We start from the raw sequence: 21,972 nt of genomic DNA, 5'->3' as shown, positions 1-21,972 counted from the left end.
CCACTTTTTGTGGCAACCGATCGACTGCGGAGAAAGTGTTGGCTAGTTCCTTGATCCGGTAAGGATCGGCCGTGCGGATTTACGACAAGCGCGGGTAGTTGGTTGCGGGTGCGCAACGTCCGAGCTGGGGTCGGAACAGTTCCTGCCAGAGGCACGGAAATACGAATGCCGCATATGTGCTTTTCTAACGTTATAGTCCGCAATTTTTAGAGCTGTGTCCCCTGTGTTCGATTGTGAACTATCCGCTCTGCCAGGGGATGGGTGTTGCTGCATGCGTCATGTCAGCGTTCTCTCTGATGCGTCTGATCCACTGGTTTTGTTACGCCAGACGATGGGGAGAATCGGGAAAATGGTCAATTTATTAAGTTTTTGTGACACCCTATTAATTTTACTGATATAGCGGCCAAACGGAGCTCTGGCCCTGCGGCCACCAATTCGGACAAAGGCAATGGAAGAGATTTCCGGCCGAAACAGCAAGGCTGGGTTCAGGTCCGCTCAGATTTTTCGGGAGATCATGAGGACCGGTTCTACGAGGCGGGCCGCCCGAGAACTCGGGATTACCCAGTCGGCCGTAAGCCAGCATCTCAAGTTGTTTGAAGAAGCTGTTGGTGAGAAGCTTTTTGCGCGAGATCCCCGCGGCCTTGTTCCAACCACGCGCGCCATCGAAATTTACAACCGCATAGACAGATACTTTGAGACCCTCGGCCACATCGAGAGGGAAATCACCGATTCTTTCAGCGCCAAGCGAAACCTCCTGACGATTGCCGCACCGCATATATTCTCGTTGAGACTCATCCCCAAAATAATTCTTGCGCTAAATAATCTAGATTCGACTCTAGAATTTCATTATAGGGCCCAGCGATACGACGAGATAGCACAAAGCGTTGTGACGGGAGAGGCCGATATCGGGATTTCCCGACTGCCGTTAGATGAACGCTTCTTTGAGTGGAAGATAGTCGCCGAAAGCAAGAGTGTCTGCGTGTTGCAACCCGACCATCGCCTTGCTGAAAAGGACATCATAACTGTTGACGACCTCTCAGGGGAGCCCCTTATCGTTCTAGAGAGAGAATACACTTCTAACAAATTGGGCCTATTGACATACGGGCGGAGAGAACTTCCTTTATTGCCGAAGGTTCATTCGGACACAATAGGCTTGGATGCTTCCTTTGTCGCATATGGTATAGGTATTGCAATAGATAATGAATTTGTTGCACAGCAATATCAAATGTTTGATGTGAAAATCGTTCCTTTTGAGCCGTCAGCGAGATACGACTACGTGGTATTTTGGCGCCGCGGCAGCGATAATATTTCGCAAACGTCGCCAATTGTGGATACTTTCGTGGAGGTGATCCACCGTGAACAATCGTTCGGGCGTGAGGGGCCCAAAGCGGCTTTCCACCCCCATAGCATCTAATGCCGGAAAAATTGTACCTGAGTGGCTGTTTCGGTCGATTGCAGCGGTGACATCCCTACTTCGTGACATCCCTCCTTTTGGAGAGCTTCAGCACGCAATTCCGGGTGCCAACAACCGCCCTTTGTCTTGGTGCATTTGAAAAATTCACCTTGCCTGCTATGTTGTCTAGAATCCATTTTTGTTAAACGGACCTGAGGGAACCCCTATGACGAAGACAGCTGTACGGATGCGTCGCGGCCAAGGGCCAGTGGGCAAGCGGACGAGAACCCATCCCAAGCTGGCTGAGAAATTGCAGATGCGTCGATTGGCCAGGATTAACGCGGTCCTGCAGAGGGCGGAAGAATCTGGCCTGCGCGCTGAGAAGGACGGCAGGATTGCGGGGCGGGTGAGTGCTAATCTAATCAAGAAAGCCAAGGCTCGAACCGGATTGACGTCTGATACCGAGCTCGTCGAATTTGCATTGGCCAATGTGGCTCTGGAAGACAACTTCGCCGAGACCTTCAGGAAAACACGGGGGACTGTGGATCCGACGCTGAAGCTCGGATTCTGAATTGGCCGATTTCGACTTTGGTGCGGCCTTAAGGTGGTCGCGATTTGATCCTCAAAAAACCTTGAGCCGCCGCCCCGACACGGAGCTGCCGATCATCGGCAACCTCGGCGGGGCGGGGCAAGAACTGCTGCTGGACACCTGCGTCTATATCGACGGTTTGCAAGGCCGGGCGCCTGACGCAGTTGCCGACCTCCTCGATGTCAGGCAGGTCAACCATAGCACCGTAGCGATCCAGGAGCTGATGCACACTGTAGGCGTGCTTGATCCGAAACACTCGGGCACGAGTAAAGCTGTCAAGCAGATCGGGAGCATGATCAAGGACATGCCGTCCCATCGGGTTTTTGCACCAGATCCCGATGTCTTGGGCCGAGCCGCCCTTCTCTCAGGAATGCTGTGTCGCCTCCAGGGCTACAAGCATGATTCCAAGCTTCGGGCGCTTCAAGACTGCGTGCTGTTCCTGCATGCGCAGAAAATGGGATTTTCCGTTCTAACGGGCAACGTCAGTGATTTCGACTATTTGCTGCAGTTAATTCCGAAGGGTCGGGTTTTGATGTATCGGCCAATCTGAGTATAGCCGCCTTCCGCGCTTCTGGGCGAAGGCGGCAATGACTTGGCCACCTTCCGCAGTCGCCTGACCCGGGACTCCCATTCGCCCATGCAGGACGGCTCGAAGACCTGCGGCAGCCCTGGTCCGTTCCAAAAGCTCAATGCCAGACTTTCGTTATCGACAGGCAGGCCGCAGCATAATTTGGATGGGTCAAAGCGTCCAGATTGTCCATAGCCGATCTTAACTGTTCTTCCCAATCAATGTGACGAGAGACAATTCGGTCAGAAACTCCAATCCTCTCGCTGACAGGAGCTAGTGCCATCGAACGGGTCACACAGGCGGTTCAAGTGCGTACGAACTGAGCCAAGGAAGAGCTTTGCTCACTTCGAGGGAATTCGTTGACTCTGCAAACCGTGCGGCAGCCGATCAGGCGCTGCAAGTCGACCAGATGCGTGCCGCAGGCCAATCGAGGAACGCTTCATCGCCGGATTTCAGTCTGTACCAGGCCGGGCGTGCTCAGGATCACGTGACGGACCGCCTCATGGTAACGGACCTAACCAGTGCAACGACAACGGCGCAAGCGCCTGCTCGATCGTGCTTTCGACATCCGCCCTGTGGACCGGCTTCTCTTTGAGACGCTCAACCAGCACGGTTGCACCGGTGACAAAGCCCGGAGTGCAATAGCCGCACTGGAATGAAAAACGTTCGACGAAGGCCTTATCGCGGAGAGCCGGACGACATCGCCATTCGCGTCGCGTTCGGCATGCCCTTCTTATGTGCGGACGGACTTGCCATCGAAGAAATGCGCTGCGGTGATGCAGCTGCGGATCTGACGGTAACGTCCTTCCGGGTCCTCGAGAATGATCGCGCACGCGTGGCAGATGCCTTGGCCGCAGCCAAGCCGCGATCCCGTAAGGTTGAGATATTCGTGCAGGAAGTCGCACCTCCGATGTCTGTGTCCAGACCCCGACATCCCTGGCATGCGGCAGGCAATACCGGTTCCAGTTCCGGTCGGGTCCGTCCTCATAGAGCGGCAAAGCCTCGAGCAGGGCGTGGCCGACGCCCATGGCCAGGCTGCCTTGGAGCTGACACGAGACGAGTTCCGGCACGATTTGGTGCCGCCTTCGAGGATGGAATGATGCGAAAGGAGCTTCACGTCCCCCTGAGGCGGTGTCCACTGCGACTGCTGCGATCGTCGCCACGCCCGCGTAACAGGTGCCGGCGGCGTTCTGGCGCTGTACCGGCGGATAGAAGACTTGGCTGTTGGCGCCGCTTTCCGAACTGGTCAAAGCGCGCCAGCTGGTTTGAAGGCACTGATGACCTGCGGCGGCTTCCATTTTCTCGAGCGGCGCTCGCCTCACCTAGTACTCCCGACATTCCGGCATCGCTGACAAACGGCGCGGCCTTGCCCGGTCATGAAAGCGGCCTTGCCCGGTCATGAAAATCGCGGGCGTCTCTAACGCCGCAAGATTGAAGCGCATGACTTCTGCTTCGGATCCGCATGTCCTGACTGATCTGTCCTCTGTTGAGCCTTCAGAAGGAGATGGCCGAACTCCTCGCAGCCGAGCCGCGCCTGCTGGCTTGCGATTGTGTGTCGCCCCGCGTCCCGCCGAATTGACTTTGCGCGCTTTTCCCTTCCTGAAATCCGGCCACACTGACCGGGCGACTAATTTTCACAGCCAGGATAGCCTCCCATCTGCACAGCTCCCGCCAAACCCAGCAGCGCTAGGCGCTTTCCGAAACGTCCAGTCACGTTTTCAACGCGCGTGTTGGAAACGGTGAATCGTCGACACATTTCCGCCACGGTTTAGCCGCGCCGAAGCCACAATTTCCCACGACATAGCCGGCGTTGCCCTAGACGGTTCGGTCCGGCACCGGCTCAACAAGCCCCCCGCCCTAGGGTCAGTGCCGGATCGAACCACCCTCTTCTTGCGGGACACAGGTCCGAGCCTGAATGTGCTCAGCAGAAGTAAGCTGGTCCACTTCATGGCGAGGCGGTCTCCCAATCGCACAGGGCTGCAAACACCTGCACAGCAATAATGGTTTGCGGCGCGCATCGGCTTGAGGCGACTTAGGCCAGCTCTACGATGCTTTAGTGTGCGACTCATTCAAAGTAGCAAACTGACGCTAGTCAGAAAGCAAGCCTGCATACCGGTCGGCGCTGTCGATGCTCCTATAATAGTTGGTGTCTTCAACCGTGCCTGATTATCCTACGATCTCATCGACTTGCAGTGATCCTGTTAGATCTCGGTCGCTGCGCCTCGGCTCTGGCTGCAGATCGGCTCACTATTCCCATAGGCCGAAATAAGTTGGAACCGCGTCCCGGACTTCCCCACGTGAAAACACGCTGACCGTCGATGTTGCTCTCCACGTGCGGTCGCCCGCCCAGGATGTGAAATGCAGCTTTGCAGGATCGAAGGCGCGGGCCACGCAATGTATCCCTCTCATGTTCGTCCCTGCGATTGCTCTCCTTGTATCGCGGATCCATGCAGCGTTTGTGGATCATCTGCCGCACTAAGTGTGCCAAGAGAAAAAGCCTCTGACTAAACCGTTGTGGGCCGCCCATGCCATCCGAACCCGACATTGTTCCACAGCCGACACTGACGTCCTGGCTGGCCTAGGGCGTGGGACCTGAAGTTGCGACCACGAGCACAGAGCCGGCTCGGCGACGAGGCGAGGGCCATCGGCAAAAAGAGTAACAAACACCGTGTTGCACATGCACGCTGGAGAATACTTGATGGCGGTCGGATTCACTCCGTCAGGCGTGACAGTTAGCGTATCGTTTGCCTTCGCATCGCGCGGAAGTGTGCGTGCTCAGAGCGTAATAGCGCCGCGATCGCGACGGTAACCTGAAAACTCCTTGAGCCTTGATAAGGCGCTCAATTCGAGCTTGTGCCCAAGAACAGGCCTGTCGGCCAGGACGGCTGCGTGCGCGAGTCATGCCATCGCGTCTGCGCTTCGGCGCCACTTGAACCCTCCTTTATCCCCTTGCATCCGATCGAGGTGCAGCTGAAGAAACTGACCGTCTTTGCGTAACTGAAGTTTTCCTGAGTCCTGCATCGTCGTGGGGCGGGGAAGGAGAGGGGATGTTGCAGCCAAAGCAAGTAATGTCGATGGTGCGCCTGCATCAATGCGGTTGGAGCGCAAGGCTGCGTGGCCATTGCAGCTGGTCATGTTGCTGCGGAGCTGGCGCTGAATAGGCCGTCCGTTCCGGGGTGACTGCGCCAGGCGACCTCCCGTTGAGAAAACCCCGGGCACGAAGGCGTTGAACATGTCGCTGTCGCCCAGCTGACGGTTGACTCGCCAGCGGCTGGGGCTAACGCCGGGCACTCATAGGCGACAGGCGGCCGGGCCGAGAAGGGGCGGCATTGTGCGATGCCGCGCTGCCCGCCAGCGCGATTTTTCCCGCCCGTCCTTTGCACCTCGCCTGTCACCGGCCCCGTCGCGAGATTGCCATGAGCCTGCAGCAGGAAGGCCGGATGGTGGCAAAGCGCGGTGGTGCTATTGGCGGCCGCGCAAATTGCCGGGCCGCGGCTGATCAGCCGGAGCGGGCGGTGGTCGTTGTAGCAACGCTCGATCATCCACCCTGCGCTCAAAGGAGAAGCTGCCGCGAGGATATCACCCCGGGCTCTTGCAACGACCGGAAGGAGGAGGCGACAGAGCCGGGGCGTACCATTCATGCGCTTTGGCAGAAGTCACTCACGGCATTTGATGCCAGCCTCGTCATCTTGGCTGGGACGAGACTGGAACCTTCTGCCAGACTACAACTGTAACACCATATCGGTTCAGCAGGTCAGGCTTGGGTGATAACCTCATGCGTAGAATAACGACTTTGGAGACCGAGCAATGGATCGCGATAACAAACGGGCACGCGCAGCTGCAAGTTCATCCCAAGCCAGGGAACAAGCCAGGGAACCCTCTACCATCCTGTCCCTTACAGAGGGGCCATTAACGCAGGTAGCAGAACGGCTGGTAACCGCTAACCCGCGCGATACAGCGCGAAACCTTGCAGGCTTCAAAGGCCTCGGGAAGGAAGCGCGAACAGCCATTCGGGGTACTCAACCCGGGCAAGAAACTGAACTCGCAAAATTTGAAAGGCGGGGCAATCAGCTCGGACGATCAGCCGTCGAGCTGACTTGGAAGCTGACATCCGAATTGGGGTACCGGCCGGACAACGTTGCATTGGAGCAAGTCAGAGCGGTCAGCAATATAGCCAATTACCTAACGCCACACATGCAAGATGCTGTTGTCAATCGCATTGGCAACATGGATCCGGCCTCGCAAGCTCTCGGAGCTCTTAACGTTGCGCCCAACTTCGGCAAGTTCAATAACGAAAACCAATCTCGCATTCTTGATCAAGCCGTTGAATTGATGTCTGATCCGAACGGCAACATCAGGATGGTGGCACAGAATGCAATTATCCAGGCGTATCACCAGATGGATCCAAATCAGCAGGCCCAAGCTCACGCAGTTCCCGGCCTGGAACCCCTCTTGCGGCAAATGCCTCCGCCGCAGCATGCAGAGGAACGGCATGCGGATCTGGACGCCCACATAGCAGGCCTTGAGGCTGCGGTTCATGCGACAGGCACGCAAATCTCCTATGAACAGCTGCAGCGGGGTGGTCTAGTAGGGCAGGCCATAAACCGCAGCTACAGTCAGGCCCGAGCGGACCTGCAGGAGTCCACCAGGAACAGGGATCGCGGGGGCCGTTGAGATCTCGGCAACAGTAGACGCTTTCTCTCCCGAATTGCGTTCACGGCCTGGCTGTTTCCAAGTCGCTGGCCGTTGACGCACTAACTTGTGTAACTTTCAAAAAACCACGTCTGCCGGGTGGTGCGATGCAACCATTGCGCCACCCGCCTCGGCATCGATCTGTCGAGCGGCGACATCACGACGTCGGTTCGGTGTCTGAAGCCGCACCATGAGCTGCGGCAGGCAATGGAACAATGCCTTCAACCAAAACGACGACCCCCAACATAGCCGTTAGCATCGCCTGCTCGCTCGCCGTGGGGTTCTGTGCGGCAAGTCTGTACGCAACCTTCCTCCACGGCGGTGGCGGCGAGGCCTTGATGGCGTTTGATGTCCGTGCCTTTTGGTTTGAGACGCCCTTCTATCTGGGTTTCGCAACCCCCGTCTTCTATCGGGGCGCGGCTATCGTGCTCTCGACATCCGCGGTCGTCTTGCTGATTCAGCAGGTCGTATTGCGCCGCAAGCTCGAACACCACGGGACGGCTCGTTGGGCTCGAGTGGATGAAATGCGACGCACCGGATATCTGCGACGATACCGTGGCGTGAAAGGACCGGTATTTGGGAAGACGAGTGGCCCTTTCTGGCCTGGTTACTACCTGACCAATGGCGAGCAGCCTCACAGCCTCATCGTTGCACCGACCCGCGCTGGCAAGGGCGTCGGCGTAGTCATTCCAACGCTACTTACATTCAAAGGCTCAGTGATAGCTCTGGACGTCAAGGGGGAGCTCTTCGAGCTCACCTCGAGGGCGCGCAAAGCCGCAGGCGATGACGTGTTCAAATTCGCGCCGCTGGATTCGGAGCGGCGCACGAACTGCTACAATCCACTGTTGGACCTTATTGCGCTGCCTCCACAGCTCCAATTCACCGAAGCCCGCCGCTTGGCCGCAAACCTGATTACGGCCAAGGGGGAAGGCGCGGAAGGTTTCGTCAGCGGCGCGCGAGATATCTTTGTCGCGGGGATCCTTGCCTGCATCGAGCGGGGCACGCCGACAATCGGCGCCGTCTATGATCTCTTCGCCCAGCCGGGGGAAAAGTTTAAGCTCTTCGCGCAACTCGCCATGGAGACGCGAAACAAAGAGGCTCAACGCATCTTCGACGACATGGCCGGGAACGACACAAAAATCCTGACCTCCTACACTTCCGTGCTCGGCGATGGCGGGCTCAATCTCTGGGCGGATCCCGCTGTTAAGGCGGCCACAAGTCGCTCGGACTTTTCGGTCTATGATCTTCGCCGTCGCCGAACGTGCATCTATCTTTGTGTTGGTCCAAACGACCTTGAGGTGATCGCGCCTCTGATACGCTTGTTTTTTCAGCAAATCGTTTCAATTCTACAGCGGTCGCTGCCCCGCCCGGAGGAAAAGCACGAGGTTCTCTTCCTGCTCGATGAGTTCAAGCACTTGGGTAAGCTGGAGGCGATCGAGACCGCAATTACGACTATCGCGGGCTACAAGGGGCGTTTCATGCTCATCATCCAAAGCCTTTCGGCACTGACAGGGGCTTATGGAGAGGCTGGCAAGCAGAATTTTCTCAGCAATACCGGCCTGCAAGTGTTCATGGCAACGGCCGATGATGAGACCCCGAACTACATTTCCAAAGCCATCGGTGAATACACGTTTGAAGCCAAATCGATTTCCTACAGCCAGGCGCGAAGATTCGACTGGAACATTCAGAATTCGCATCAAGGTGCACCGCTGTTGCGTCCCGAACAGGTTCGGCTGCTCGACGACGACTACGAGATCGTTCTCATCAAAGGTCTGCCACCATTGCAATTGAGGAAGGTGCGATATTTTTCGGACCGCATTCTGAAACGCATCTTTGAAGGCCAGACAGGCGCCCTCCCGGAGCCGGCACCGTTGACGGAAGCAGAGGAGGAACTCTCCACAGACTTTCGACTCGATGAGCCGCCGCGTGGATTGGCGCAGGAATTTAACGATACCGTTTGATGTGAGGCTAGTGTGGACCCGCGAAAAAATCCATCCCGTGCAACAGCTTTGCCGCAGGACGCCGGCTTGGAAGGGCGGCAAGCGGGCGAGGCCCGGCGAGTGAGCGTGGCGCAGCAAGTGGCCGAGGCGTTCCGGCCGATGTTCGATGATCGAGCCGACGAGGCGCACAATGAAGGGGCCGTTCTGCGAGTGGAACAGGGGCTCCGCGACGTGCTTCACCAAGAGCAGGATGATCAAGCCGCTCAGCCAATCGTAACAGCCAGCCAACAGCAGATCCGACCCTTGTCGGATGCGCTTGACCAGGGCAACCACCGGCCACAGTTGGTCATCGTCAATGGTGAACATTTCACAGCGCTGTGGCCAGCGGAGAGGCTGGCGGCCCTGAATGCGCGGCAAGCCGTCGCCCTTCACCAGCAGCCGAGCCAAATCGGCCATTCGGGCGGCCGCGTGCCGATGCAGCCCCTCATGCAGCGGTTGGCTGAATTGCCATTGGCAGGGCTACCCGTTCAAGGCGCAAGGGCCGAACACATCAGAAGGATGCATGTGCAGGCCGCGCCCTCCGCAAAATTTGAAGCGCCCTCCGCTGCGATCGGGAGCTCCATAACCGTCTCGTTCGCCCTCCCCAAAGGCGTCTCCCATGGAACTCAACGCGTCCCACAGGCGATGCTCTCTTCCTCGGACCGCGATGGCCGCTTGCCTGATGCGGGTCCGGCCCGGCAAGTGGGCATTGAGCAGCACGTGGCCGCGCCGCGCCGCTCCAATCCGGCTCCTGTCGCGCCTCGAGTACGTCGTGACCCCAGCTATCGCCATGTGTCCGACGAACACTGGAACGTTATTGATAAGGCGATCGCCCAGGCTGCGGCTTCTCAGCAAGGCTATAGCAAGAGTAGGCTTCAAGCTCACGCTTATTCGCTTCGCCGATTAGCGAATCATTTCGGCGAGCGCGGCCAAGCGAATGATCTAACAAATCACCAATCCCTGGTCGACCACCTCGATACTTTCTTTCCGGACTACCCTGATATGAAGACGGCGTTGAACGTCCTGCGTGCGTATCATGAGCCGGACTATTCAGTTGCTGACCGGCCGGTGCCCGCAAAGGCGGACGCGCACCTCCTGGAAAAAGCGGCCGGTGACAGCGGGTTGGCTTCAAGCACCCGTGTTATCTATAGTCGTAGTCTTCGCAAATTTTCTGCGGCGCTTAACAAACAGGGTCAGACGATCACTGGGCTGGATCACAATGAGCGGGCGAAAATCGCCGAGAGCTTGTACCCAAACGATCGCTATCTCAGCCACGCGCTAGAGCGGATTCGCAAAGCGGACTCATACGCGCTTGCCAAGGCGAACCTATCGCTGTTCGATGATCGAGCCGACGTGGTGCCAACCAATACAGAGGCGCTTGTGCGAATCGAGCAGGGGTTGCACGGCGCGCTCCAGGAAGGGCAGAATGATCAAGCCGCCTCGTCTTTTTTCAACAACCCAAGCACGCCCGCTGGACGGGATAACCTCAACACAAGCATGTCGGACGCTTTCGCAAACTCTGGATGGGCCGGAGTTCAGGCCGCCGCTCCGCCAGTCCTAGCTGCCAGCCAACAGCAGATACAGCCCTTGCCGGATGCGCTTGATCAGGGCGCCCACCGGCCACCCCGGTGGGTCGCCACCAACAATGAACATTCCACAGCGCTGTGGCCAGCGGAGAGGCTGACGGCCCTGAATACGCCGCAAGTCGTCGCCTTTCAGCAGCAGCCGAGCCAAATCGGCAATTCAGGCGGCCGCGTGCCAATGCAGCCCCCCATGCAGCAGTTCGGTGAATTGCCCTTGGCTGGGATACCCGTTCCAGGCACAGGGGCCGAGCCCATCAGAAGGACGCAGCGGGCCGCGCCCTCCGCAAGGTCTGAGGCGCCCCCCGCGGCGATCGAGGACTTTATAGACCTTTCGTCCGCAGTCCCCGACGGCTTCTCCCATGGGACTCAACGCCTCCCAGAGGCGATGCTCCCTTTGCTGAATCACCATGGCCTCTTGCCGGATGCCGACAAGCCGGAATGGAACTTCGATATCAAAGGTCACGGCTACACCGCCCTGACGCCGGAGGGCGGCAACGCCGTTTGGCTCGTCCATCGCGGTGCGATGAGGGAAGCTGCAGCGGCAGCAGTACCGGCAAGGGCTCCAGAACCCGCCTTGCCAGCGACGCAGTCGGACACCTATCGCGGTGTTCCGTTGGTCGATCTGACCACCTCCTCCGAGGCACACATCGCAGCCCTTCCGTCAGGCTCGTTCAACCTCCCCGAAGGGGCGGTGCTCGGCCCCGACCTGCTGGGTGACGCCCATATCAGCAGGGATTACCAGTTGCTGGCGCAGAGCCTGCAGATGCACCACCCAGCACTCGCCGCCCGAACGCGGCTTGTGGATTCCTTGGTCTCCCAGCAACTGCGCCGTCACGACCGGGACCCGGACCCCATAGTGCTGTCCATCTATCATCAAAACGACGTCGCAGCCGACTTCGTGTTCCTGCCTGTGAACAGTGGCGATCCCATGGCTGCGGCGGGGAATGATGGACGCAACGAGCATTGGTCGCTGCTGCTCGTAGATCGCAGCGACCGGGATAAAGCGGTTGCCTATCACTACGACTCCATCCGTCGTCGCGATGGACTGCCATACAATGACGCGCCTGCACGAGAGCTCGCAGCCAGACTGGACGTGACCACCGTGGTGACACCCGCCATGGCCCTGCAGAACAACGGTGTTGATTGCGGCGTGTTCGTGGTGGACGGCACGCGCTCCCTGGTTGAGAGATTGGCGAACCAGGACTTGCCAGACCCGCAGCGGCCGCTGCACCTCGAGGCCCTCGTCCCCGATCGGCAGGCGCTGCAAAACCGACTGTGGCAGGGGCGCTTGCCCCACGAGGTTGCAAGCCCCGCGGAAGTGTTTGGAGCAGCCGGGTCGCAGGTGCGACACGCGGTGTTGCAAGCGCAGCAAGCCCGACAAGTCGCGCCAGCCTCGTTTGAACGGCACGTGAGCAGGACTCGCCACGTCCAGGCCGAGCTGACGAGTGCACTTGAAAGGAGCAACCGCGTGAACAGCGGGGGAGTCATCATAAACAATGAACACTACACAGCGCTGTTGACACCGGCGAAGAGGCAGAGGACTGAAAATCCGCAAATCCTCAGCACGGAGCGGCAAGCGCGTGCAGCAAACACGTCGTCCATCAGGCAAGACCCCGATCAAGCCCGAGCGGACCTCATGACTTCCTACAGAAGCAGAGAGCGCTCCGACGCGGGGCGTTGAGCTCGATGGCCGCGATGAAGCAGAACAGCTCTTTTGGCGACCACGTCCCAACAGCTGGCTGCGCAGGCCGGCTCGAGGTTCTGGACGGTCGGACGGGACGGCGGGTGCGCTCGGAGGCCGACAGAGCCCGGATTGCCGCCGAGAGCCTGATGCCGGAGGTGCAGGTGGCGGCGGTCGCCCGCAAGCATGGCGCGACCCACCGATTGGCGGCGTCGCCTTCGTCAGGGACAACTGGCACTGCCAGAAAGCATGGCGCCGATGTTCGCGCCGCTGATGGTGGATGAATCGTCGGCGCCTCAGCGGACGATGAGGCCACCGAAATCGGCGCAAGCGACCCTGGCCGAGCGCCAGGCTGCCTTGGCTAAATCCGAAGAGGCGCGGCGTCGCCTGGAGACCATCGTCGGTCAGCTCAATCACGAGAAGTTCGGCGCCAGGTCCGAGAAGCTGCATCCCGATCAATACCACCTGCCGCTCGAAGACGTGGAGATCGCGCAGGGCGTGCTCGACGCCGCGCAGGAAAGGGCGCAGCGGGTCATCCAGGGTCGTTCGGACGGCGCGTCCGGTTCACGCCCGCGCAACCGTGGTCACTTGCCGGCTCATCTGCCGCGAGTGGAACGGATCATCGAGCCCAGAGCACGCTGTGCCCCTGCGGCTGCGGCGAGATGGCTAAGGATCGGCGAGGATGTCAGCGAGCGGCTCGACGCGATCCCGGCGCAGTTGCGCGTGCTGGTCAGGCGCCGCCCGAAATACGCTTGCCGGCGCTGCTCGAGCGCGGTCGTGCAGGCGCATGCGCCCGAGCATATCGTGTCCGGCGGCCTGCCGACCGAGGCGCTAATCGCCCAGGTCATCGTCGCCAAGTTCGGTGGTCATTTGCCGTTCTACCGGCAGGCCGAAATCTACGCCCGCCAGGGGCATCCAACTGGATCGCGCCACACTGGGCAATTGGGCAGGCCGGGCCTGCTTCCATCTTAAGCCGAAGCCCAGGCATCTGTCTGACGCGGATCGCCTGTTCATTGACGCCTATGAGGGCTATGACCGGCTGAGATGCCTGGAACGGCCGCAACGACCGTGGCTGCTCGTCCATTGCTGGAGCCGCCTGCGCCGACGGTTTGTGAAGCTGGCGCGTAACACCAAGTCCCCGATCGCCGAAGCGGCGATACGCCAGATCGCGGCGCTCTACGCCATCGAGCCACCAGTGCGCGGCATCGCCTCAAGTCCGGCTTGCCGCTCGACAGGATTATTCCGCGCCGATCATCGCCGCCCTGAAACATGGTTCGAAAAGCAACTGTCGATGATCTCCTCCGGCTCCAGGTTGGCGGAAGACACCCGCTATGGGCTCGCTCACTGGGAGGGGCTCACCCGCTTCCTCGACGACGGCCGGCTCCAGCCCGACACCAACCCAGTCGAAAACGCCATCCGTCCAGTATGCGCGACCAGAAAAAATGCTCTGTTTGCTGGCCATGAAGTTGCGGCCGAAAACTGGGCACAGCTCTCATCCGTCGTGGCCACCTGCAGGCTCAACGACGTCAATCCCGTTGCCTACCTCGCCGAAACTCTCGACGCCATCATCAACGGCCATCCGCAGAGCCAGATCGAGGAACTCATGCCCTGGCGATTCCGGAAAACGTCAAGCCCAAATCCATAGGCGATCGGCGAGGCGCTTACGCTCGACAGGCGATACACACTTCTCAAATTGGGTCTCTCGCGCTTCGTTGGGAGGGTCGCATCGCGATCGACAGCAACACCGTCGAGCGCTCAATCCGTGCGATCGGGCTCAAACGACAAGAACGCGCGCTTCGCTGGCTCGAACTGCGGTGCCGAAATAAGGGGCGGTGATTGCATCGCTGAGACCCGCAAGCTCAATGGTGTCCAGCCACTCGGCTATCTCGCCGCCGTCCTCACCAGCATCGTCAACAGCCATCCCAACAGCCAGATCGACGACCTACGCCTTTGGCCTGTACCCCGGCGCCGAGCTAAAGGCCGTGGCCTGAGAACACCGCTTTGGCTTGATCAGCCTCCTTGTCAGCAATCGCCAGAATCGCCCCTGTCACGCGGCCAAGGTGCCTCCGTAGCTAACGTCCACGTCAGCGTTGAAGAAGTACCCCGCACCACGACTCGTCTTGACCAGGCGAGGATTGGCCGCATCAGCCTCGAGCTTCCGGCGCAAGCGCAAGATCAGGACATCGATACTTCGATCGTAGACCTCTTCACCACGCACACGGCTCGCGAGCAAAAGCCGTTCTCTGGATAGTACGCTGCGGGGGTTCTCCAGGAACGCGATCAGGAGATTGAACTCACATGCGGTAAGCTTGACCTCGCCACGCTCTGCACAGATCAGCCGCCGCTGTTTGACGCTGAGCTTCCAAGCTCCAAACCGGAATGAGCGATGATCTTTCGTTCGCGGACTGGAAATGCGCTGGCGTAGCGCTACGCGAATGCGGGCCAGGAACTCGCGCAGGCCGAAAGGCTTGGGAATGAAATCGGTTGCGCCGAGCTCCAGTGCAACGACTTTTTCGGCCTCATCGAGCCGGTCGCCGCTGATCACTATGATAGGCAAATCCGATTTTGTCGCCAGCTTGCGGACGATCGCAAGCCCATCCTCACGGCCCAGGTTGAGGTCAACGACCACAAGGTCGACCGGCTCATGAGATAGGACGTGGTTGAACTGCTTGCTATCGTTGACTGCAGTCACCTTCAAGGCATGCATCATGAGATACTCGGCGATGAGGCGTCGCATTGCGGCATCATCGTCAATGACAAGAACATGTTTCAACGGCTCACCTTCAATCTTGAATCCCCTTGATTCCAAAGCTGTTGCCCGGCAACCTTCTGGATCGACCCACCACAGCTGCCCCCGCTGCCACGCGCCGTTGCGTGCGGCCAATGTGAGGCCGTTGCTCGTCATGGTCTTTCATCCACAGCCAAATGACCGCATCAAGTCAGTCCGTGACCAGGAGACCAGGTCCAGTCGCCGGCATGACCCTGCCGTGGGATCCTTCAGCTCAAGCTCGAGCTCACCTGCAGGCCCGGCAACAGCACTCGACTTCGACGGCACGGACGCCCAGTTTCCTGACGTGTCCTTGAGTCGCCGCGGTTCTGGCGACGGCGGAGCTGCATCAACTCGAAATCCTGCCGCTCGTGCGTCCGGGCTCCGAAGCGGTGGCGGAGCGCGGCGTTTGATTGATCGCAGAGGCGGTGGCGCAAGAGCGGCCGTGTCGCTGCTGTAGCCTTGGGCCATGGTATGTCTCCTTCCAAGCGAGTTCTTCCGGGGGGAGGGGCCCGGCGTTCCAAACCCTGGTCCGCGCGACCGGCAGGTCGGTTGCGGTTACGGTTCCGAGCTAGCATTTATCAGTTGAACGCGACACCTCCCTTTGAGCTGGTCACTATTCTCGGCAGCGGCCTCGGACGCCGCCAAATGGGGTGCGGCTCGCCGAACAGCTGAATCAGGCTCGCACCAAGATGGGCTGCGCTGCTGCGTTTCCGCGCCCCGCGGACAGCCCCATCCAGCCAGCGCAGACGAGCTCGCGCGATGGACCTGCCCGTGCGGGGCCGCGCATGGCTGTCTCTTAAAGAGCTGGCAGCATACCGCAACGTGGGCACCGGCGCCTTCTTCGGTCCTCTCGCTGGACCGACCCACGGCATCCGCAGCCTGGACTAGCCTCCATTTTCTCCTTGATTCGACCTTGGCAGAAGATTCCATCACCATCCTGCCGCCGAAGCCGCGGATTACAGTCCAAAAGCAACAGGCGACCGGGACGGGCAATCCCGCACAGGACTCGTCGTACCAAGATCCTTTGCATGTCGCTGCTGGCTAATCGGATCCGCCAACCCGTGCTTGCGCAAGATGCTCACCCACACTGCCACGATCAAGGTCTTTGTTTCAGTTGAAGCCGAAAAGCTGAACTTGAACATCACACAGTAACAAACCGCCCCGATAAGCGTGTTCCGGACAGGGCCAGAACCCGTCGGGCGGCTTGGAAAGGTAGGTGATAGGAATGTTTATTGCAGTTTGGCCGCTGGCCATCGTTCTGTTGACATCCATGTCACTCCCAGCCGAGCCCGCGCCACTTTCGCCCCGTGAGTTCCACCGCCTGTCGCGCAAATGCGCTCCCTGGGTCGCGCCGTCCACCCTTGCCGCGATTGCCAAGATTGAAAGTGGCTTTGAAACGCTGGTGGCTCATGACAACACCACAGGTGAGCAGCTTCGCTGGATAGACCACCTGCAAGCCACGCGGGGCATCAAGGACCGACTCGAAGCACAACATTCCGTCGATGTTGGATTGATGCAAATAAACAGCAACAACTTTCCCACGCTCAATCTCACGCCGGAAAAGGCATTCGAGCCCTGCGCCTCGCTTTCGGCCGCCGCCCACTTGCTTGAAAGCCGGTATGCCGGCGGCACGACTGCCCCAGCGCAGCAACTGGCGCTTCGCCGTGCCATCTCGGCCTATAACACGGGTGACGTCACGCGTGGCTTTGCCAACGGTTATGTACGCAAGGTCGAGTTGGCCGCAAAGGACATGTCAGAGACAACGCAGGAGCCGACCGCCCAAGATGCGCCACACCTTGAGGCACCGGGTCGGAAAGCAGTGCCGCCTCTGCTCCAGCTGAACCAAAAGGCCAACCAAAAGCAGCCCCGCCAAAATTCCTGGGCCATCTGGGGCTCCTATCAGACAAACCGCTCCGGGGCCGATCCCTCCGGTCCGACAGACAGCCGGGCTGCCGATGAGCGGGAACCCTCGAACCCGAACAAACTCGTATTCGATTGAAACATGGAGATACAATGATCAAGCCACTCAAAATACTTCGTGCGCTTAAAACGCGTGTTCCTTCGCCTTTTTCCATGCTGCGAATGGCGGCTGAATACGCGCCGGCCGCTGCTGCGGGCGTGGCGTGGACGGTCTTCTCCAGCGGGCCGGCCGCGGCACAGGTGACCGGAGGGACGGATCCCGCCAAGATGGTCCAGAATATCTGCACCTTCATACTTGGTCCCTTCGGACAATCACTGGCCGTGCTCGGACTCGTGGCCATCGGGATCTCCTGGATGTTCGGTCGTGCTTCACTTGGCCTGGTTGCGGGTGTCGTTGGAGGAATCGTCATCATGTTTGGCGCCAGCTTCCTGGGCAAGGCGCTGATAGGCGCCGGCTGATGAGCGACCGGCTGGAAGTGAGCACCCTCTATGTGGCGGCGACACGCCCCGCACTGTTTTTGGGGGTGCCGCTGACGCTGGCCGGAGCGCTCATGATGTTGGCGGGACTCGTCATCATCATCCTTAAGAACCCGCTCTATGAAGTCGTGCTCGTGCCACTCTGGTTCGGAGCACGGCTGATTGTTGAGCGTGACTATAACGCCGCAAGCGTGGCGTTTCTCTATTTGCAGACCGCCGGCAGAAGCGTGGATGGGTCGGTCTGGGGCGGGGCGAGCGTCAGCGCGAATCCGATCAGAGTGCCGAAGCGCGGAAGAGGAATGGTGTGATGTTTGGCGCCAGTGGCAGGACCGAGAGATCTGGCGAGATCTATCTTCCGTATGTCGGTCATCTGAGCGACCAGGTTGTCCTTCTGGAAGACGGATCGATTATGGCCATGGCACATCTGAACGGGCTGCCATTTGATTTGGAAGACGCTGAGATGCGCAACTCGCGCTGCCGCGCGTTCAACACTCTCTTGCGCAACATCGCCGACGACAATGTCACGCTGTACGCCCATCTTGTGCGAAACAACGATGTGCCGGAGCCGGCATCGCGCCAGTTTCAAAGTGCATTCGCTGGCAGTCTGAGCGAGGCGTATGAGAGCCGTGTCCTGTCGGGCAAGCTCTTTCGCAACGACCATTTCCTCACTGTCGTCGTGTTCCCCCGCACCGCAATCGGCAAGATCGGCTGGCGTAGCGCAAAATCGTCCAGACGCAATGACAACGATCTGGCCACACAAATGCGAAGCCTGGAAGACCTCTGGCAGATCATTGCTGGCTCACTGGGCGGTTACGGTCTGCGCCGGTTGGGTGTTCGTGAGAAAGGCGACGTGCTCTTCACGGAAATCGGTGAGGCGCTTCGGTTGATAATGACGTGCCGGTTTCTTCCGGTTCCGATGGTTAGCGGCTCACTCGGCGCCTCGATCTACACTGACCAGGTCATCTGCGGGAAGCGGGCGCTTGAGATTCGACGGCCCGGGGGCAGCTCGGTGGGGTCATTGTTTTCGTTCCGTGAATATCCGGCGACGACGCGGCCCGGCATGCTAAATCCCTTGCTGTCGGCCAACTTCCCGCTTGTGCTCAGCCAGAGCTTTTCCTTCCTCACTCGGCCCCAAGCTCATGCGAAGCTTAGCCTTAAGTCCAGCCAGATGACGAGCGCCGGCGACAAGGCTCTCACCCAGATCAATGAACTTGCCGAAGCAGAGGACGCACTGGCAAGCAACGAGTTCGTCATGGGTTCGCATCATCTGAGCCTGTGCGTCTATGCCGAGAGCCTCAACAGCCTTGCAGATCGCGCAGCAAATGCCCGCGGAAGGCTGGCCGATGCGGGCGCCGTCATCGTCCAAGAGGGTATCGGTATGGAGGCCGCGTACTGGTCCCAACTTCCGGGGAACAACAGGTGGCGCACACGCCCCGGGGCCATCACCTCGCACAATTTTGCCGGGCTTGTGTCATTTGAGAACTTCCCAAACGGTTCCGCATCCGGCCACTGGGGCAAAGCTGTTGCGCGCTTCCGCACGAACGGTGGAACTTCTTTCGACTACATCCCCCATGAGAATGACGTGGGCATGACGGCGATATTCGGGCCAGTCGGCAAAGGCAAGACGACGCTGATGACCTTTATCCTCGCGATGCTTGAGCAAAGCGTGGTCGATCGCGATGGTGCCATCGTCTTTTTCGATAAGGACCGGGGTGGTGAACTGCTGGTGCGGGCCACGGGGGGGACATATCTAGCCTTGCGCAGAGGCGCTCCGAGCGGCTTGGCCCCTCTGCGTGGACTGGACAACACCTCCGCCTCGTTGGACTTTCTGCGCGAATGGTTGATGGCCCTTATCGAGAGTGACGGCCGCGGTCCGATCTCGCCGGAGGAAAGCCGTCGACTAGAACGTGGCATTGTTCGTCAACTTTCGTTCGAACCCGTGATGCGCTCAATTGCGGGCCTGCGCGAATTCCTGCTGCACGGCCCCTCCGAGGGCGCAGGAGCACGGCTGCAGCGGTGGTGTAGAGGGAATGCGCTTGGATGGGCCTTTGACGGCGATGTCGACGAAGTAAGGCTTGATGCCTCCATCACCGGCTTCGACATGACGCAGCTCCTGGAATATGAGGAGGTCTGTGCGCCGGCCGCCGCATATCTTCTGCACCGCGTGGGCGCCGTTGTCGATGGCCGTCGGTTCGTCATGAGCTGCGACGAATTTCGCTTCTATCTGCTCAACCCGCAGTTCTCGGCTGTTATCGACAAGTTCTTGCTCACCGTCCGCAAGAACAACGGGATGTTGATACTTGCAACGCAGCAGCCCGAACACGTGCTGGAATCGCCGCTGGGAGCCAGTCTCGTTGCGCAATGCATGACGAAGATTTTCTACCCGTCACCGACGGCGGACCGGGCTGCGTATGTCGATGGTTTGAAGTGCACCACGCAGGAGTTCGAGGCGATCCGCCACGGAATGGCAATTGGCAGCCGCAAGTTTTTGCTCAAGCGCGACAGCGGGAGTGTTGTTTGCGAATTCGACCTTGGCCAGATGCGCGAGTACGTAGCCGTACTCTCGGGGCGGGCCAACACCGTGCGCTTTGCCGACCAGCTTCGTGACCAGCACGGAGATGCCCCAAGCGGGTGGCTCGACGAGTTCATGGCTCGTTACCACGAAGTTCAAGACTGAAGGAGGAATATTCATGAGATTTGCCAAGCTTGCAGTGACGACGCTTGCTGTTTCCTTTCTGCTTAGCACACAGGCCAGGTCGCAATTTATCGTCAGCGACCCGGCATTGACAGTACAAGCGGGACTAACAGCGGGTTCCACTGCGGCGATGCTTATAAAATCGGCTCAGACGCTCGCTACCACGATCGAAATGGTAGAGATACTGAAGTCGTCATTTGCTGTCACGGGACTGCTGGGCGCACTGAACCAGGGAAACCACTACCCATCGAGCAATAAGCTGGACGGGCAGATGTTTGATGCTCGGGCGCCGGTTTCGACCATGGCGCGTACCATTGTGCAAGACCCAACCCGGAGAGTCACCGGCACCGATTCAGAAGCGAAACTGTTAGAGGAGCAAATCACTGGTGCCGCCAATGCGGCAGCTCTTGCAGCCGACACTCTGGACGTAATGGACAAGCGCCTTAAGGCTAACGACAACACGCCTGGTCAGCTTTCGCGCTCGCGAAATATTGTGCAGGCCACCGTGACCAACGGTCTGGTCCTCAAGCAGATTCACGATGCGGTCATCCAAAATGTCGAGGCCACGAGTCTGCTGACGATGACCACTGCACAAGGCAGCCTTCACGCCGTGGAGGAGGCCGCCACGCAGCGTCGCGAGCGCCAGGACACCGCCAAGATGTTTGGCACACTGCCGTGAACCACGCAAAGTTCGTCCGGCTCAACTGGGCTGATCAGGGACAAATCAGGCTCAGGCCATGAATTTCAAGATTGCCGCGCCATTCACGGCCATACACACGATCTTTGATCTGGCCTTTACCTCAGGGCTGCACAACGTGCTTGAAAAGATCCAAGAGGCGGTCAGCGCACCTCTGGTCGCGTGTGTAACGCTTTGGATAATAATACAAGGCTGTCTGGTCATGCGCGGTCAAGTCGATGCGCGCGGGAGTATCTCGCGCGTAATCATGGTGTCGATTGTCGTTGCCCTGATCTTGGACCAGTCCAACTACCAGCAGTACATTGAAACGTTCTTCGACGACACGATTCCAAGGTTTGCTCACCATATAAGTAGCAGCGACTTGCCATTCGTCGATATTCCTCGGAAGCTAGACTTTATGTTTGCTGCAAGTCAGTATGCTTTTCAGATGATTGCTTCCGAAATTGGGACAATGAATGGCCAGGACATACTTGCCTTCCAGGGAGCGCAATGGATTTTCTACGGCTCGCTGTGGACGGCGTTCGAGATCTACGATGCCGTTGGAATTCTGACGAAGCTGCTCTTGGCGATCGGACCCCTGGTCCTTGTCGGCTACCTTTTTGATCGCACGCGAGACATGGCCACCAGATGGATCGGCCAACTGCTCTCGTACGGGCTGCTGCTTCTCCTTCTCAACATCGTTGCGACGATAGTTATTGCGGCCGAAGCAGTCTCGCTGACAGCAATGCTTATCATAATCAAAATGTCGGGCACGACAGCAGCCAAGATCATCGGGCTTTACGAGCTCGACATGCTCTTCCTCGCTGGCGACGCTCTGATCATCGCGCTTCCGACGATCGCCAGCAGCATCGCCGGCGGCTCTTTGGCAGGCGAGAACCGACCTCTTAGCAACCTCAACCGCTACTTTGCCAAAACGGCGGGTGGTTAA

The 21,972-nt window shown here is 59.0% G+C and carries 17 protein-coding genes and 1 pseudogene; 16 read left to right on the top strand and 2 right to left on the bottom strand.

The window, feature by feature from the left end; all coding sequences use genetic code 11:
* Positions 1–448: 448 nt before the first annotated feature.
* The 3 genes from FJ425_RS17745 to FJ425_RS17735 all read left to right on the top strand — a co-directional run bounded on the left by FJ425_RS17745 (position 449) and on the right by FJ425_RS17735 (position 2,532).
* Positions 449–1,414 carry a LysR family transcriptional regulator gene (locus tag FJ425_RS17745; protein WP_064993322.1) on the top strand — a complete coding sequence of 322 codons (966 nt, stop codon included), beginning with the start codon at positions 449–451 and terminating at the stop codon, positions 1,412–1,414.
* Between the two features lie 205 nt (positions 1,415–1,619).
* The gene (locus FJ425_RS17740; protein WP_064993321.1) at positions 1,620–1,964 is read left to right on the top strand and encodes a hypothetical protein; all 345 of its coding nucleotides are present in this window, start codon (positions 1,620–1,622) and stop codon (positions 1,962–1,964) included.
* 1 nt (position 1,965) lies between these two features.
* Positions 1,966–2,532 (top strand): DNA-binding protein, encoded by a 567-nt coding sequence (locus FJ425_RS17735; protein WP_064993320.1) that lies wholly within the window; start codon positions 1,966–1,968, stop codon positions 2,530–2,532.
* Positions 2,533–3,050: 518 nt separating this feature from the next.
* On the opposite strand, the gene FJ425_RS32060 is transcribed toward FJ425_RS17735, so the two are convergent.
* Positions 3,051–3,578: a 2Fe-2S iron-sulfur cluster-binding protein gene (locus tag FJ425_RS32060; protein WP_318013636.1), complete on the bottom strand. Its 528-nt coding sequence runs from the start codon at positions 3,576–3,578 to the stop codon at positions 3,051–3,053.
* Between the two features lie 2,388 nt (positions 3,579–5,966).
* On the opposite strand from FJ425_RS32060, the gene FJ425_RS17725 reads away from it, so the two are divergent.
* The 7 genes and pseudogenes from FJ425_RS17725 to FJ425_RS32045 all read left to right on the top strand — a co-directional run.
* Positions 5,967–6,284, top strand: coding sequence for a hypothetical protein (locus tag FJ425_RS17725; RefSeq protein WP_064993319.1), 318 nt, complete (start codon positions 5,967–5,969; stop codon positions 6,282–6,284).
* 73 nt (positions 6,285–6,357) lie between these two features.
* Positions 6,358–7,224: a hypothetical protein gene (locus FJ425_RS17720; RefSeq protein WP_064993318.1), complete on the top strand. Its 867-nt coding sequence runs from the start codon at positions 6,358–6,360 to the stop codon at positions 7,222–7,224.
* A 233-nt stretch (positions 7,225–7,457) separates the two neighbouring features.
* Positions 7,458–9,203, top strand: a complete 1,746-nt coding sequence (gene virD4, locus FJ425_RS17715) for a type IV secretion system ATPase VirD4 (RefSeq protein ID WP_064993317.1) — start codon at positions 7,458–7,460, stop codon at positions 9,201–9,203.
* Between the two features lie 105 nt (positions 9,204–9,308).
* Positions 9,309–12,485, top strand: a complete 3,177-nt coding sequence (locus tag FJ425_RS17710; RefSeq protein ID WP_224655958.1) for a Ulp1 family isopeptidase — start codon at positions 9,309–9,311, stop codon at positions 12,483–12,485.
* A gap of 258 nt (positions 12,486–12,743) precedes the next feature.
* Positions 12,744–13,457 (top strand): IS66 family transposase zinc-finger binding domain-containing protein, encoded by a 714-nt coding sequence (locus FJ425_RS32055; protein WP_224655957.1) that lies wholly within the window; start codon positions 12,744–12,746, stop codon positions 13,455–13,457.
* On the top strand, positions 13,348–14,130 hold the full coding sequence (locus FJ425_RS32050) for a transposase (RefSeq protein WP_224655956.1): 783 nt from the start codon (positions 13,348–13,350) through the stop codon (positions 14,128–14,130). The genes FJ425_RS32055 and FJ425_RS32050 overlap by 110 nt, the downstream gene beginning before the upstream one ends.
* Positions 14,131–14,160: 30 nt before the next feature.
* A pseudogene (locus FJ425_RS32045) lies at positions 14,161–14,430 on the top strand (transposase); the annotation flags it as partial.
* 102 nt (positions 14,431–14,532) lie between these two features.
* Here FJ425_RS32045 and FJ425_RS17695 read toward each other — a convergent pair.
* Positions 14,533–15,258, bottom strand: coding sequence for a response regulator (locus FJ425_RS17695; RefSeq protein WP_013533346.1), 726 nt, complete (start codon positions 15,256–15,258; stop codon positions 14,533–14,535).
* Between the two features lie 1,222 nt (positions 15,259–16,480).
* Here FJ425_RS17695 and FJ425_RS17685 point away from each other — a divergent pair.
* The 6 genes from FJ425_RS17685 to FJ425_RS17660 are packed head-to-tail and all read left to right on the top strand — an operon-like array spanning position 16,481 to position 21,972.
* The gene (locus tag FJ425_RS17685; protein WP_064993315.1) at positions 16,481–17,254 is read left to right on the top strand and encodes a type IV secretion system lytic transglycosylase VirB1; all 774 of its coding nucleotides are present in this window, start codon (positions 16,481–16,483) and stop codon (positions 17,252–17,254) included.
* A 14-nt stretch (positions 17,255–17,268) separates the two neighbouring features.
* Positions 17,269–17,634 carry a pilin major subunit VirB2 gene (gene virB2, locus FJ425_RS17680; protein ID WP_013533343.1) on the top strand — a complete coding sequence of 122 codons (366 nt, stop codon included), beginning with the start codon at positions 17,269–17,271 and terminating at the stop codon, positions 17,632–17,634.
* Entirely contained in the window at positions 17,634–17,960 is a 327-nt protein-coding gene (locus FJ425_RS17675) for a type IV secretion system protein VirB3 (RefSeq protein WP_013533342.1), read from the top strand. The genes virB2 and FJ425_RS17675 overlap by 1 nt, the downstream gene beginning before the upstream one ends.
* Positions 17,960–20,329, top strand: coding sequence for a VirB4 family type IV secretion/conjugal transfer ATPase (locus FJ425_RS17670; protein WP_064993314.1), 2,370 nt, complete (start codon positions 17,960–17,962; stop codon positions 20,327–20,329). Before FJ425_RS17675 ends, FJ425_RS17670 begins: the two co-directional genes overlap by 1 nt.
* Positions 20,330–20,342: 13 nt before the next feature.
* Positions 20,343–21,026, top strand: coding sequence for a type IV secretion system protein VirB5 (locus tag FJ425_RS17665; protein WP_064993313.1), 684 nt, complete (start codon positions 20,343–20,345; stop codon positions 21,024–21,026).
* A 58-nt stretch (positions 21,027–21,084) separates the two neighbouring features.
* Positions 21,085–21,972: a type IV secretion system protein gene (locus FJ425_RS17660; protein ID WP_064993312.1), complete on the top strand. Its 888-nt coding sequence runs from the start codon at positions 21,085–21,087 to the stop codon at positions 21,970–21,972.

It is taken from the genome of Mesorhizobium sp. B2-7-2 (assembly GCF_006440775.1).
GTDB lineage: Bacteria > Pseudomonadota > Alphaproteobacteria > Rhizobiales > Rhizobiaceae > Mesorhizobium.
Note: the sequence above shows the minus strand (reverse complement) of the source record. Positions and strands in the feature narration are given on the sequence as shown.